Origin of the sequence: Streptomyces sp. NPDC047042 (assembly GCF_040644035.1) — a bacterium.
Taxonomy (GTDB): Bacteria; Actinomycetota; Actinomycetes; order Streptomycetales; family Streptomycetaceae; genus Streptomyces.
In genome coordinates, this window is record NZ_JBEYVP010000050.1 from 1 (window position 1) to 15,108 (window position 15,108).

The 15,108-nt window shown below is 64.3% G+C and carries 7 protein-coding genes; 4 read left to right on the forward strand and 3 right to left on the reverse strand.

Going from position 1 to position 15,108, the window contains the following annotated elements; all coding sequences use genetic code 11:
- Positions 1-348 precede the first annotated feature (348 nt).
- Positions 349-1,155 (forward strand): SAM-dependent methyltransferase, encoded by an 807-nt coding sequence (locus ABZ855_RS41035; protein WP_360816618.1) that lies wholly within the window; start codon positions 349-351, stop codon positions 1,153-1,155.
- Positions 1,156-1,260: 105 nt separating this feature from the next.
- On the opposite strand, the gene ABZ855_RS41040 is transcribed toward ABZ855_RS41035, so the two are convergent.
- On the reverse strand, positions 1,261-1,587 hold the full coding sequence (locus ABZ855_RS41040; RefSeq protein ID WP_360816621.1) for an antibiotic biosynthesis monooxygenase: 327 nt from the start codon (positions 1,585-1,587) through the stop codon (positions 1,261-1,263).
- Between the two features lie 67 nt (positions 1,588-1,654).
- Between ABZ855_RS41040 and ABZ855_RS41045 the strand changes: the two genes are divergently transcribed.
- The 3 genes from ABZ855_RS41045 (at position 1,655) to ABZ855_RS41055 (ending at position 3,426) form a co-directional block, all read left to right on the forward strand.
- The gene (locus tag ABZ855_RS41045) at positions 1,655-1,861 is read left to right on the forward strand and encodes a hypothetical protein (RefSeq protein WP_360816624.1); all 207 of its coding nucleotides are present in this window, start codon (positions 1,655-1,657) and stop codon (positions 1,859-1,861) included.
- 455 nt (positions 1,862-2,316) lie between these two features.
- Positions 2,317-3,204, forward strand: a complete 888-nt coding sequence (locus ABZ855_RS41050) for a helix-turn-helix transcriptional regulator (protein ID WP_360816627.1) — start codon at positions 2,317-2,319, stop codon at positions 3,202-3,204.
- Between the two features lie 3 nt (positions 3,205-3,207).
- Positions 3,208-3,426 carry a DUF397 domain-containing protein gene (locus tag ABZ855_RS41055; RefSeq protein WP_360816630.1) on the forward strand — a complete coding sequence of 73 codons (219 nt, stop codon included), beginning with the start codon at positions 3,208-3,210 and terminating at the stop codon, positions 3,424-3,426.
- A 996-nt stretch (positions 3,427-4,422) separates the two neighbouring features.
- Here the strand turns inward: ABZ855_RS41055 and ABZ855_RS41060 are convergent.
- Both ABZ855_RS41060 and ABZ855_RS41065 read right to left on the reverse strand, forming a co-directional pair.
- A complete protein-coding gene (locus tag ABZ855_RS41060) occupies positions 4,423-10,740 on the reverse strand; it encodes an RHS repeat-associated core domain-containing protein (RefSeq protein WP_360816633.1) in 6,318 nt (2,105 codons plus the stop codon).
- Positions 10,741-11,046: 306 nt separating this feature from the next.
- Positions 11,047-14,769, reverse strand: coding sequence for a LamG domain-containing protein (locus ABZ855_RS41065; protein ID WP_360816636.1), 3,723 nt, complete (start codon positions 14,767-14,769; stop codon positions 11,047-11,049).
- Positions 14,770-15,108 lie beyond the last annotated feature (339 nt).

Sequence of the window (15,108 nt, forward strand, 5' to 3'; positions counted from 1 at the left end):
ACCGGATACGACCTAGACACTCGCATCCTCGCAGGTCAGCGGCACCTTTCTGCTGTCAGGCCGTCAGCTCACCCAATTCCGCTGAATAACCGGGGATAACTGTTGCCCCGGTCAACACGGTGAAATGGCCATAGTCGCGGACGACATAAAGTGACGGGTTGTCGTTCGGTGGCGCCGTCGCGGCGCGACGGGGGACGAATGGGTCGACAGGGGCGAGAGAGGCGGAAGACGCCCGTCGGCCACCGGACCTGCGGCGACTGTCCGGCAACCGCCAACCGCCGCACCCTTGTTAACTTGAACCCTGTACGAAACCCTCGTACGACCGCGTACGCTGCGACCGGGGAGACGATGTCAAGCATGTCCGAATCCGAACAGAGAATCGACACCTCGGTACCGCACTCCGCCCGTATCTGGAACTACTGGCTGGGCGGCAAGGACAACTACCCCGTGGACGAGGCGGCCGGCGACGCCTACACGGCCGTCTTCCCCGGCATCGTCACCATCGCCCGCAGCAGCCGCGCGTTCCTGGGCCGTACGATCCGCCATCTGGCCGGGGAGGCGGGCATCCGCCAGTTCCTGGACGTCGGCACCGGCCTGCCCACCGTGGACAACACCCACGAGGTGGCCCAGTCGGTCGCCCCCGACGCCCGCATCGTGTACGTGGACCACGACCCGCTGGTCCTGACCCACGCCCGGGCCCTCCTGACGTCGACCCCCGAGGGCGCGACGGACTACGTGGACGCCGAGCTGTACGACACGGACCGCATCCTGAAGGCGGCGGCCAAGACGCTCGACCTCACCCGCCCGACCGCCCTCATCCTGAGCGGCATCCTCGGTCACGTCGCCGACCACACCGTGGCGCGCGGAATCGTCCGCGACCTGATGGCGGGCCTCCCGTCGGGCAGCTACCTCTCCCTGAACGAGGGCTCCCGGGGCACGGACCCCACCTACGAGCAGGCGCAGGACGCCTACAACGAGACGGGCGCGGTGCCGTATTTCCTGCGGCCGGTGGACCAGATCGAGGCGTACTTCGAGGGACTCGAGCTGGTCCCGCCGGGGGTGGTGTCGGTGCCGCTGTGGAGGCCGGAGCCGAGCGCGTCGGGGGTCGCGGCGCCGGCGATCGGCCAGCATGGCGGGGTGGGGCGCAAGCCCTGACCCGAGCACACGATCGTGCGTTGTGGCGCGCCGAGTCCGACTGCTGCGGATCGGCGCGCCGGAGAATCGGGCGGTGACGGGTCGCGAGTCGCGAGTCGCGCGGGCTCAGTCCTGCTTGGGGGCGGCCTGCTGGACCACTTCGAAGGACCAGAGCGTCGACGCGGAGGAGGCGGGCTTGGGCTGCTCCCCGCCGGGGGACGCGGGACGGTGGGCCGACTGCATCGGGCCCGCCATCCACGCCTGGAAGTCCTCCTCGCTGCGCCACCGCGTGTACACCAGGTAGTCGTCGGTACCCTCGACGGGCCGCAGCAGCTCGAACCACTCGAACCCGTCCGTTCCCTCGACGGCCCCGGCCCGCGCCGCGAACCGCTTCTCGAGCGTCTCGCGCTGCTCTTCGGAGACCGTGAGTACGTTGATCTTTACGATGCTCATGAGGCCCATCTTGCCGCAGGGGGCGCCGACGGTTCGGCGTGGGGGCGGGGGGTGTTACGGGCAGAGGGTGCGGTTCCTGTTCCGGTTCGTTCTCCGGCTGGTGCGTCGCCTGATTCGCCGGCCCGCCTACGCCTCGTACGACGTCCAGCTCGCACCAGACGAGCTTGCCGACGGTCAGCTCGGTCACGCCCCAGCGGTCGGCGACGGCACCGACGATGAGCAGTCCCCGCCCGAACATCTCGTCCGGCGCGGCGTTGCGGGCGCGCGGCAATAACTCGCCCCGGGGGTCGGAGACGCTGACGCGCACGGCGCGCTCGGTGAGAGCGAGTTCGACTCGGAAGAGACGGTCACGAAGAGACCCGTGCAGTACGGCGTTCCCGCCGAGCTCGGAGAGCAACAGGGCTGCGTCGGGGGCGAGTTCGGGGTGCCCCCAGTCGGTGAGGAGACGGTGGGCTCGGCGTCGGGCGAGGGTGACGCTTTTAGGGAAGGGGGTGTAGTCGAGGCGGTCGTATCGGAGGGGGGCGTCTTCCGTCATGGGGTCCCTTTCGGGCAGGGGGGAGCTGCGACGTGCGGGTAAGTGGCGCCGCTATGTGATCCGTTCGTCACCGACGGTAGAGAGAGTGCGAGATCAATACAAGTTGATCCCGGAACAATTAATCCGTTCGTGGTTGCCGAGCGGTTCCCAGCCGCGACAGACTGTGCGCGCACCAAAGCCTTGGAGGAGCACAGTTGAGCGCGAATCAACCCATGTTGGGGAACAGCACATCCTCGGTTCTGGGGCGCCGCCTCGGCAGCGAACTCAACAAACTGCGCACAGCTGCCGGGCTGACCCAGACTCACGCCGCCAAGGCTCTGACCTCGTCCATCACAAAAGTCACGAAGATGGAGCGCGGCTGGGTCCCCATGCGCGACCCCGACATCCGGGCGTTGTGCGAGCTGTACGGCGTCCGCGACCCCGGCGCAGTGGGCGCACTGCTCGAACTCGCCCGGGTCGACCGTGAGCGCCGTAAGGCGAAGGGCTGGTGGGACGACTTCGCCATCCCGGGTGTCATGCAGGAGTACGTCGCGCTGGAGAGCGCCGCGACGACGATCAAGGCCTGGCAGCCCGCATTCGTTCCGGGGCTTCTTCAAACACCGCAGTATGTGCGGGCGTTGAGGGAAACCCCTGCCGCCGAGGTGACCAAGAGTCCGGTGTCGGACGACGAGTTCATCGCGGCCCGCCTCGCTCGCCAACGCCGCCTGCTCCAGGACCCGCCGCTGACCCTTCAGGTAGTGATCTACGAAGCGGTACTCCGCAACTTCCCCGGTGGCGCGCCGACAGCCAGAGGCCAACTCGAAGAGCTGGCACGGGTCGCCGACCTGCCGACTGTCAGCCTACGGATCTTCCCCTTCACCGCCGGCACACACGCGGGTTTGAACGGCTCGTTCAACATCATCTCGTTCGCGGAGCCGGGGGCCATGGACGTCGTATACGTGGAGGCCCCCTTCGTCGAACGTTGGGTGGAGGGCGGAGAGGCTGCCGCGTCCTACGATGAGCTCTTCGGAAGGATCACCGAATGCTCCTTCGACGAACAGGAGTCGGTGTCGTTCCTCGCCAACCTACGCAAGGAACTGTGAGCCGTGCCTGACTTCGAGTACCGCAAGTCCAGCTACAGCAACGACGCGGCGGAGTGCGTCGAGATAGCCACCAATATCCCCGCCACCGTCGCGATACGCGACTCCAAAGCACCGACGAACCGCCCTATTCGGCTCCGCCCCACCACCTGGGCGAAATTTCGAGCCTCAGTCACCGACAATCACATGTGCGCAACACGACCACCTTCCATGACTAGCCTTTAACAAGACGAACTCTCAGTGAGCGCCTACAGTGTTAACAGAATGGGCCCCGACGGACCGACCCGGAGAGGCCCGGTCACCGTCGGCGATGAACTGCGTCAGAGATTCCTCCAATAATTCCAATAGCTGCCGCAGGTCGTCAGATGATCTGTCGAGACCTGGTTCGCCCGTGGCGCGGCCCGCGTCCGATGGACTGACTATTCGAGGTCCGCGAAGTAGGACAGGCCACCGTCGTTTAAGTCGATCGCCTCCTTCTGGTCCGCGCCGACATCGGCACCGCCGCGCGCGTGGAATCGCAGAAGGACGTCACTTGCCGGGCCGTTAATCAGTAATTCCAAACTCCGACTACGCATCGCGCTTGGAGCGAGCTGGCAGGCTCACGCATGATCGAGAGCAAGCCTGAAGTAATATCAAAAGAAAAAGGCCAACAGGCATAGAAGTATCGTAAATCCTGGCCCAAAAATCTCTGCGATTCCCGCAGAGGTGCGCTTGGAAAAGCTTTCACGGCCTTCCACGGGACATACCGATCGAACGTTCTCCAGAATTTCCGCAGCCAGCATTTGGCATTGATTTTTACCAGTCAAGCTGGTGTCGTAGGCCAAAACGGGGACACGGCCATACCCGCGGATCTCCAGAGTAATTGACCGATGCCCAACGCAACCAGCTACGCGATCGTACGGGATTTGATACAGAGTTATTAGATTCCTAACAACTATGCCAGCTGTCGAAATACCCAAAAATGGGCGAATAAAAAAAATGAACGAAAAGTACACCATGAGGGGAAAAGGGGTCATGATGACCAAATGGGTTCGGACACCCTCACTGCGCACACTCAGATGGGCAATTACCTGAAGGCCCACACTGAGCACGATTATGATGATCCCGATCATCACTCGCTGCGGTCTACGGTGGCGCATATTTCTCCTGTACAACTTCAACGACCCCACACGCGGTCGGCCTCCCTTTCACCACAAGAGAGGCCGACCATCACCTTTACCACTAGCGCGGGAACATCCACTTAGTCATTTTATGTATCAGACTACCAGTGTCACCCGCCGTGTACGCTTCTTGCGCCAGATTGATGGCCCTTGATCCAGCACTCGGTAGATAGGGAAGAGCTATCTCCGCCACGCTCGTAGTTGCTCCCCACAGGTCATGTGCACAGTTGGCTCCATTGTCGTAATTACACGAGTCGACCGCCTGACTGATGCTCGATGCCGCGCTGACAGTGGCGCCAGCTTTACCGACTAGCGCCAAAGCTTCTGCGGGTCCAGCGGCGCATGCCCCCATAGTTATGGCCACACACATACCCGCCAAGCCGGTCGCACCGTAGTTCACACCTTGGCCTATGTCGCCGATAATTTGAATAGTGTCTCGGCTCTCATGATTAAGCCTAAGGAGAGTTGTACCGATACCGTCGCCAAAGATTGGCTCTTTACATTTGTCGGCATCAGGCGTCATGGCGCACTTCTGTGCCGCCAGATATTCCGGACTCGCAATGCCAGGCGGAATGTAGGGGAGATGCGTCGGTTCAGGACGGGCGAGGCCAACAGGCACCGCATCACATGAAGCAAAGGGGACAGTTCCACATGTTGGCGCACCCACGGGAGCGCCCGGGCTGTCGTCGCGCTCTGGCCCACAGCCACTATTGCAGGGATGGGCCGGGCGCGGCTCGTCAGTGTCAACGGCCTCCATTGGACGCCCGTTGCCTGGCGTGCCGTCAGGACGCGTCGGGCAGGCCTCCGCCATAGGCCCCGCGCCGCCGCAGGAGAGACCCATCCCCGTGGGATCGCTGAAAGAAAGCGGGTTCTGCCCACCGTAAGTGTAGCCATTGAGAGTCTGCTGCTTATCGAGTTCCAGCAGGGGGTCTACGCTGATGAACCGCCCGCTCGATGGGTCGTACTCGCGCGCCCCCACGTGAGTCAGCCCCGTCCCGCCATCCGCAGACATCCCAAGGAAGCCCTTGTCGTCCGGCCACACCCCCGTCATCTGCCCACGGTTCGCGCCGAAGGGTGAGCTGTACCGCTTGCTCAGCGTCTGGTTGGAGTCAGCCGTGACGGAAAGACTGCTCGTGCCGTGGTGGTCGGAGGCGAGAAAGTTCAGCTTCCCCGTGCCCGACTCGTTGGTGCGCACGGCGATGGTGGCGCCGGCCGCGCTGTAGTAGCGGTTGGCCCAAATCTTGCCGGATTTGAGGTGGACTTCCGTCGCGCCCAGGTAGAGGACGGTCTCGCCGCTGGTGGCGTTGTCCCGGCGGATCAGGAGTTCGCCGTCGGCGTCGTACAGGTAGTTCGTCGCGGTCGCCGAGGCGGTGTCCGTGAGGCGGCTGAGCTTGCCTTCCGCGTTCCAGGCGAGCGTCTGCTTGGTGGTCGAGCCTGCCTTCTTTACACGGCTCTCCGTGTTGCCCGTGTCGTCGTACTGGTACTGGGGAGCGAGGCCCGTGCAAGTGCTGTTGACCGTGTTGGTGGCGCTCAACGCGTGCGGGCGAGCCGTGTCGTAGCAGTACGTCGTAGTGACCGGTGTTCCGGTGTTCTGCTTCTCCGTCTTTCGCTGGCCCGAGACGGTGTACGAGTAGCTCGTCCAGTAGGGAGCCGGACCGCCGAGGTTCGCCGTGGTGCGGTTCGCCGCCGTGCAGTTCTCGGTCTTCGGGGTCCAGGCCTCCGCGAGCCGACGGTACGCGTCGTATGTGAAGCACTGGTTGTCGGCACCGGTGCCGATGTTCGCACTGTCAACGATGGCGGTGACGTTGCCCGCCTGGTCGTAGGTGTAGTTGAGTTCCTGGACCGGACCCCGGGTCTGGTCGTCCACGGCTGCCTGGGTGAGGCGGCCGGTACCGGGCTCGTAGGTGTTGGTGAGGAACAGTCGCTTGGTTCCGGTGGCCGTGGAGGTACCGAGCTGGAGTTGTTCGACTTGGCCGAGGCCGGTGTAGGTGGCGGCCAGCAGGTAGCCGGAGGTACCGGAGAGTTCAGTGGGCAGGCCGGAACTGTTGTAGCGGTGCGTGAGGGTTTCCGCCGCCAGGCCCCCTGCCGCAGGCTCCTTGGTCGTGTTGACCGTGCCGTCTACGCGGTAGGTCGCCTCGTAGGTCGTCTTGTCCTTGATCGCGCCTGCCGTGACCAGCGGGTCGTCCGCCGGCAGCTTGAGGTCTGTACTCGTGGCGCGTCCGAGGTCGTCGTATGCGGTGACCTCCTTGGTGTACGTCTTGCCGGCCACCCCACCCTCGTAGCGGATGGACGCGGTGGGCATGCCCTTGAGGACGCTGTCGTAGGTCCAGGCGGCAAGCTGGTTGGCGTCAGTACGGGCTGTCTGCCACTGGCCTGTCTTGCGGCCCAGCTCGTCGTAGCCGTAGAGGAGGGTGCGCGCCTCGGCATCCTTGGTGGTGTCGACCTCGTCTAGGTCGGTGTAGGTCGTGACCGTGGTGCCCTTGTCCGGGTCCACCGCCTTCACCTGTCGGCCGAACAGGTCGTACGTATAGGACCACTTGGTGTCGTCAGGACCGGTTACGGTACTTGGTTTGCCGTCGCGGGTGGAGGTGTATCCGACGCGCGTGTACGGCGTTCCGGAGGATGCTCCGTATTGGGTGTCGTTGGGTTGTGTGCCCGCGTAGGTGCGGGTTTCCTTCACCCGGCCCAGGGAGTCGGTGATCGTACGCGTGGCGTTTCCACCCTGCGCGGCCGTGCTGGCTGTCGAGTCACCCGTGTAGGTCGAGATGATGTCCCACTGCTTCTCCCCCTCCACCAACCGGGTCGTCTTGACGGTGCGCCCGACACCGTCGAACTCGGTGTTCGTCTGAGTGTCCTCGCCGTACGGAACCTGGGAGTAGGCGCCGGAGGGGACGTTCTTGATGTCCCAGACGTCGGCGAAGGTCATATAGGCCAGACCTCGCGCGTCGTAATGGGTATCGGTCAGGATTCGTCCGCCGTTCGGCGACGTCGTCTGGGTCTGGATCGGCCGCAGTTGTGAGTCGTAGATGGCGTAGGTGGTGTCGTAAGTGGTCCCGTCGGCCTTGAGCGTGGAGACCGAGGACCAGGGGGCCTTGTTCCGTACGAGGCCGTAGTCGAACTTGGCGTCCGGGGTGTCGTTCCCGGACTTGGAGCGGCCCGGCAGCCAGGTAGCGGTGATGCGGCCCAGCGCGTCGTAACTGTGGTCGGTGCGCTTCACGTTGGCATCAAGCGTGAAGTTGACCGTGCCACGGGCCGGGTCGAAGTTGGTGGTGGTCTGGTGGGCCTGGCTGTTGGCGGCCAGACGCGGCGCGGTGACCGTCATCGTAAACAGTGGGCCCGCCGCTGCCGGGAAGTACGCGGTCGTGGTGGTGCGGCCCTTGGCGTCGGTGACCTTGAGCGGGCGGCCGAGTTTCGCCGCGGCGGTGTCGTAGGTCGTCGTGCTGACCGTCTGCCACCCTGAGGTGGGCGAGGGGTTGCGGTCTGCGGTGCCGGAGGCCGCCGGGTAGGTCTTTGCACGGCCGGCCCAGGTCGCCAGCCCCAGGGTCGGCGTCTGGTTCGGTGTCCAGCCGGTGGCCGCCGTGTCGTCGTACACCACGGCGGTGTCCGTGAGGACGTCACCAGGGGTGGCTGAGGACGTGGGCAGAGTCAGGGTGTCGTCGGTGTTCGAGCAGGCCTTGGCGACCGTGCGGGTGCGGGACACCAGGTTGGTAAGTCCCTTGGCGGCGTTGCGGGCGTACCAGGTGCGGGTGCAGGTGTCGTCGCCGGCCGCGTTCCAGTCGCCGTGGTCCAGGACCTGGGTGGCCATACCGTACGTGGTGTCGTAGGCGTAGGAGACCGCAGTCGTGCGCCACTTCTTCGTGGCAGTGAGGTAGGTGAGGTTGTAGGTGGCCGCGGTCTTGACGAAGTTCGACGTGACGTTGGCGTAGGACTGCTGCTGGCTGGCGGTCTGGTGGTGCCAGAGATTGTTGACCTTGGCGGCGACGATCCGCGTGCCGTCGTACGTGATCTGTTGGCGGAGCTGTCCGGCGTAGTAGTCGGCGTCGGCGATGTCGGCGACGTCGTACTCACCGCCGGTGGCGGTTGTGTCGTTGTCGAGGTCAATGCCCTGCACGGTGTCGGTGCGACTCGTGCCGTTCGCGCGCTTGTCGCCGTACATGCCCTGCATGTAGAGGCTCACGCTCTTCGAGCGGGTCGTGCCCACCTCACCGGAGTAGGACGTGACTTTCTGATAGCCGCGCCAGGACGACCAGGTGCGGTGCTTGTCCCTGGTGAAGGGGTCGTCGTTGTAGTGCCAGCCGGGGTTGGAGTACTCGAAGGTCTGCAGAGTGCCCTGGTTACCGGCTCCCGGGTCATTGGTACTGATGGCGGTGACGCGATACTTGTGGAACCAGTCCAGCTTGATGTCGCCACCGTTGATGGGCCAGTACACCGGGTAGCAGGATTGGTTGTTGTCATCTGCGGCGGCGGGCATGCTGCTGCCGCGCACGCACTCCGGAAAGGAGTAGGTGACAGACGTGATCGCGCCGGTCTCTGAGGTGACGGAGGCCATTCTCGGTCGGGTCAGTGCCGGAATGTGGTCATCTGTATCGTCAACTCTGTTGGGGCGCTGCTCGTACGTGAACTCGACCGGCGGCAGTTTGATGTCTGTGCCGTTCTTACCGGTGCGGACCAGAGAGGTGAGAGTGAGGACCTGGTCGGAGCTGTTGTCGATGTCGCTGCCGTCGAAGAACGTCTGGCCCAGCGTGTAGGAGTCGACCTGCTGGAAGGCGTCCGGTTCTGCGGCCCGCGACCAGTAGTGCGTGTCGATGCTCGTCAACCGCTTGCGGGTGAAGAACGACGGGCCGGTGGCCTCGCAGTCGGTCTCGCTGGCCGAGCAGATGGAGTCGAAGGGAACGTCGGGCCAGTTCTTCGCGGTGTCCTCGGTCAGCGAGGAGCAGTCGGAGGCAGTGCAGCGCTCCTTGTAGGTGAAAGTGATCTTGTCGGAGAAGGGGCTGCTGAACAGCGTGTCGTTGCGCTGTCCGTAGCGAATCTCCTCCAGGTAGCCGCCGCGGTCGTACGCGGCGAGGGTCTTTTTGTCGCCGTTCTTCGCATAGTTGTTCGTCTCCGCCTTGTACCAGTAGGTAGAGGCATTGCCGTGAACGTCCTCGACCATGTCGAGGTTCCAGCGCCATGCCTGGGTCAGGGCGCGGTCCTTGAACTCGCTGCCTTTGTCGAAGCCGGGCTCTTTGGCATCGTTGCCGAAGACCGGCACCGTCCACGTCGAGTTCGTGCGTTCGGTGTCTGCACCCGGCAGCTTGTTCAGGCCGAACGTGTACGTGGTGCCGTCTCCGGTGACGACCCTCCAGTACTCGCCGTCACCCTCGTCGCCATTGTCCGCGCCGGTGAGCCGGGTGACCTTCGAAGCGTCGTCGTCCTTGAGATGCCACTCCTCAGGTTCACCCTCCTTGGCATCCTGGAGGACCAGTTCGGTGGCCTTGCCATTCAGCACCAAGGAGGCATTGGTGTACTTCCAGCACAGGTCGAACTTGTCGGCGTGACCGTCGTCCTCGCAGGCGCTGTACTTGCGCTCGACGTAGGACGAAGTGAGGTCGAATCCCTCACCCACCAGGGAAGCCTGGTTGTTGGTGTTCGCCGTACGCCCGTCGATGCTCCCGGAATCGTAGGACAAGGACAGGGAAGGTGCCGGGCCCGCTGCCGCAGGAGGTGTGGCGATCGGGTACGACCACGAGAATCCGCCCGACGAGCTGCCTGCCTGCCAGTTCGCGGACGCCGACAAGGGCGTTGCCTTGGGGTCCCCAGTACCTGTTGTGCCCGTGGCCGCCGCTGCGGCGGTCAGCGCCATGACAGTCGGGGCGGCCGAGGTACCGGCGATGCTTGCGCGGGAGGTGACAGTCTGGGCGTCGGTGTCATTGTCCGACGTCTGGGCTGTCGTGGCGCGGCACTTCTGTTCCTGAGGCGTTGTCAGGACACAGGCGGGCAGGGTGACAAGTCTCAGACGGGAGGACCAGTCGGCGCCTATGGAAGAGGCGAACGAGCCGTAGTCGACAGTGACTTGCGCGGCCCCGGGTCTTTCTGCGGCCACCGTGAACAGCACGCCCGTTACGCCGGCCCGGCGCGCGGCCTTCTGGTCTAGGACGGTGATCTTCGCCTTGCCTGCGGCAAGCGAACGTGCCTGACGGGACGACTCGCTCGGTTTTACTGCCTGCAAGGTGACGAGGTTGTCGCCGACCGGAGCGCCGGTAACCGTGGTGTCGAATGCGGATGCCTTCGGCCATGTGGCACGACGGCGTTCGGCCGCTGCCGATTCGGCGAGCCGCTGGTTGGCCTTCTTCTCTCTGGCCACTTTCGCCCGGGCCGCTTTGGCCTGCGGTGATTTCATCTCCACCACACGCGTCGGCTTACCCCCAAGTACATCCGGTCGGCCGAGTAACTCTGCTGCCGATGCCTGCGAAGTGAGAGGGGTCAGCGAGGCAGGCACCGACAAGACCGCCGCGAGCAGGACGGTCAGTGCGGTCCGCCGCGCGCGCACGCGAGAAAGGGACTGACGCTGGGACACAGGAAGTCTCTCCAGAGAATGAGGGGGAAGCCGGGGCTCGGCCGGAAGCGTGTGAAACGGCAGGTTGGAAATACTCGCTGACCTCGACCCCGTCTCCTCCCGCCGCGCAGGACGGCGGGAGGAGACGGGTCAGGAGCTGGTCAGCGTCTGCACCTGATCGGAGTCAGTTGCTGCACCTGCCCATAGGCGGATTTCCGTGATCGAGCCGGTCAGGTAATGCCCCCAGGCGCTGTTCGTCCAGCCCTTGCCCACGGCGAACTCACCGGTACCTGCGGCAGCGGTGTATTCGAGGGGATCGCCCTGCGGGGTGCTGCCGACATAGAGCGTGATCTGCTGCGTGCGTGTGTCGTACACACCGACCAGAAGAACTTGGTCCTCCAACTCCGCCGGATCGCTGACAACCGACGTGCCACTGCCGTCGGCGGTCAACCGTCCGAAGTGCCATTTGGCCACGGGGACACTGTGTGTCAACGGTTCGCCGCTGTCGTCGAGCACCGGGTTGCCCTCAGCGTCCAACTCCGGCACTTCCTTGGTCCCGGTCTTCTCCAACCACAGGCTCCAGGACGAACCGCTCGCCGTACGCTGGCCCAAAACCTGGGCACGATGTCCGATCGGCTTGCCAGCCAATGACTCGGTGTCCACGGCGACTTCGGTGTCCACGGTGAACGACCCGGTGTCGTCGATGAGTGGCCGCGATACGGTCGCCGAGCCCGAAGTGCCGTTGAGGACCAGCGCCTTGCCGTCCAGGGATGCACCCTCAGACAGGCCCAGGCTGTTTCCGTACTCGGTCAGATCCGGAAGCGAGGTGCCACCATCGTCGACGCCGTCAGGGACGTAGTGGGCCACGAGTTCAACGTATGCGTTGCCGTCCGCGCCCTTGGGATTCGCCTCCTCCGCGACCACGCTCGGCGCCTTGGCCTCTCGCTGCCACACGGCGACCTCGTCCACTTCTCCGCGGAAGTGGTCGACATATCCGCCCTTCCATTTCACCCGGCCGATCTGCAACGCCCCGGTCGACGACCAACTCCCGGTTGTGAGATCGTCCCTTCCCTGTTCGACACCGTTGACATACAGAATGAGCTTCTTCTGATTCGTGTTGATCGCGGCAGCGAGATGCGTCCACACCTTTGTCGCGGCCGGTTGTAGGGCGTTCACTCGCTGGTTGTCGATCGAAGTCGTCGTCGAGTCGGCATCGGACAGTCGCAGGCACCACGTTCGGACACCCTCGCAGTAGCCCAGATAGAACGGGCTGTTCTGAGTGCCGTCCTGACCAAGAATGTACGCATTGCTGCCAGTTGACTCCAACCGAACCCACGCGGCAACCGTGTACGAGCCCTGCGTCTCGAGGATTTTCCCTGCGGTAGAGGCGTAGGCCTGGTTCGCCAGCTTCAGCGCCCGATCGTCGCCGGTCGCGTTGCCTTCGGTCACGACACCACGGCGGCCGTTGGTCGTCCGCACCGCCCCAGTCAGCGTCGCGTCGTCCCGCAGTACGGGGGCGGTCGCGGAGACGTCGACCGCTGCTCCGGAGGCCTCGTTGAACGTCCACCGGCCCATCGGGGCATCGCCTTCACCAACCAGGAAACGGACCTTGTTCTCCCCGGTCCGGCCCGCCGCGTCCCTCGCTATGACCGTCAGCGTCACCGTTCCCGAGTCCATCGGCGTGATCGACGTGGTGACCGTCGCTCCCGTCGGGTGCTTCCATTCGCTGTCCGTGGACAATTTGTAGGAGTACGAGACATTCACGTCCCCGCTTCCCGCCGCCGGACCGAATGTCACCGTTCCCGGCTGATTGGCACCGCCCTTCGGTTCGCAGGCGCCGCCCTTGACGCAAGCCGAATAGGTGCTATTGAAAACGATCGACGGGGGTTTGGGTGCCTTACTGTCGACAGTGAAGTAACACCACCGGGTCGCGCCGCTGCCGATCGAGCTGATTTCGTTGTTGAAGTTGATATAGGAGCGTGTCCAGGAACGGACGCGGTATTGCTTGCCGTCCGCGAGTGTTGTGTTCCACAGCTTGTCCTGATCGACACCGTCACCCGCATAACCGCTCGTGGGCTTCTCATGTCCCGTCGACGGCGAAGCGGCATCCGACCACGTGTCTGCGTCGACCTTGACGTCAAGGTCGAAGTACACACGCAGCAACGCCCCGCCTTCCCCTCCCGGAGCTGTCTGTGGGGTGGCCGCGAACGTCGGCTGGGGATACGACCACATGGTCGGCTTGGTCTCGGACGTCGAGCAGATCTGGCTCGCCCCCGCCGAGAGTCCATACTCCGTGGGGATAGCCGGCTTGCCGACGTACGTGACCTTCAGCGTCGCGTCGTCGTCGAACCTCTTCCACGAGATGGGGTCGTTCTCGTTCTTCGCCATCAGCATCAGAGTCAGCTTGGCGATCTTGCCATCCGCGAAGGACCTTACAGTCGGAGTCAGGTTCTCGTCCGCCTCGGCCGGATTGTCGTTGAACTCGATCCCCGCACGCGGCTGCGACGGGGAGCACGCGCTCCCACGACCCGCCGAAACATTGACGTCGACCATCTGGTCCCAGGTCTTGTTGGGGTTGGTCCCCCTCGGCCCAGGCCACTTCGAGGTCTTGGTGATCTCGTTCGTGCGCTCCAGATCGATCCAGCGCGCGTCACACGAGAAGGACCAGGTCTCGGTCACGGTGAACGTCGCGTCCAGGACATGCTTGCCTTTGAGCCTGCCGGGCGTGAACTCGAAGTACATACGGTTGACGTACTCACTGCCGGAGGTGCAGTAGTAGCGCACCCCGCCGATCACGGCAGAGCCGCACCGGCCCACGCTCATGCCGTTGTCGCCACCGGAGAAGTTGTAGAAGGAGTCGCCGTCCGAGGACAGGACCGTCCGCTCACCTTCACCCAGTTCCACCGACGGGTCGATGTACAGCGGAAGTTCGGCGCTCGTCGTGCCAGCGATGAGTTCGGTGTCCGGAGTGACAGTGACCGTGTCCGCTGCGACGTCAACCTCCATCAGCGCGGACTCGTCGCCAACTCCGGGACCGGCCAGCGGATCGCCTTCTTCAGCCGGGCCCGCAGGAGTCTGTTCCGCATTCTGCGAAGTCGAATTCTGCGCGGCCGACGCGATCGGCCGAACTGCGGCCGCCTGTGCGCTCAGCCCCTCCCCTGCGGCTGAGCCGGGTGTCTCACCGGCCGAGTTCCACATCCGGGCCGAGGGCGAGCGGAAGACGACCTGGCCGTTGCCGTCCAGCGCGTCCATGGTCCCGGCCGCACCCTCCCGAATACGCAGGCCCTCGGTCTTCATGGAGTACTCGAGCGAGGCAAGCGCCGGGTCAGAGGCCGCCTCCAGCGTCTCCACCTCCAGCACCTGGCGGAAGCCCTCGACCGTCGCAGTCAGAATCAGGTTGACGTCGGGTAGCACGTTCTCGTAGACCGCCCGCTCACCCTCCAAGCGCGGTGGCGGCAGCGTTCCCGGCCATCCCAGGGAAACGGACTGACCGTCCTCGCCGATGGTGACCAGGCCCTCGCCGGCGCCGCCTGGAGAAAACGACAGGTCGACGGCTGTTGCCTTCGGACCGATCGATCCGTCCGCTCGCTTCTCCAACCGCGCGTCCGGCTCTGCCCAGCCACCACCAGGCGTCTCCACCCGTACCGGAACGATCGACTTATTGAGGGTGAACGTTTTTCCGTCAGGGTTGGCGAAAACCGTCTCTCTCTCGGTGCGTTCGCTGACGACCTCGACCGGATCACCTGAGGCAGCCGCATTCTGCTGCGCCTGCTCTGTCTCGGTCAGTTGAACCTTCGACGCGGTGGTGGCAACCGCTGGGGCAACGAATACCGGCGTGGTGACCAGCAGTGTCAACGCCGTCAGCCACGCCACTCTGCTTAACGCCCCGCCACCATCTCTTCGCGCACGGCTTCCCCCGCCCATTCTGACCCCACCCCTTGTTCACATGGTTCACACAGGTGACCAAATGACACATGTATCAACCAAGCGAAGTCAAGGAAATATCAAAGGAGTCCGAGCACCTATGCACGGCATAGGTCCCACAAGTTGACAAAAGGGGCCTCGACTGCGCTCGGTGCGACTGCGCTCCCGCCCTGAGAGCAAAACATGTCCGGCGCACAAAGCCCGCGATCATGGCAGACTCCGCGCACCGTCCCGGCATTCGACGCCGGGTTCCCGCGTGGAGGACAGGTTCAATTGGCCAGATTCAGA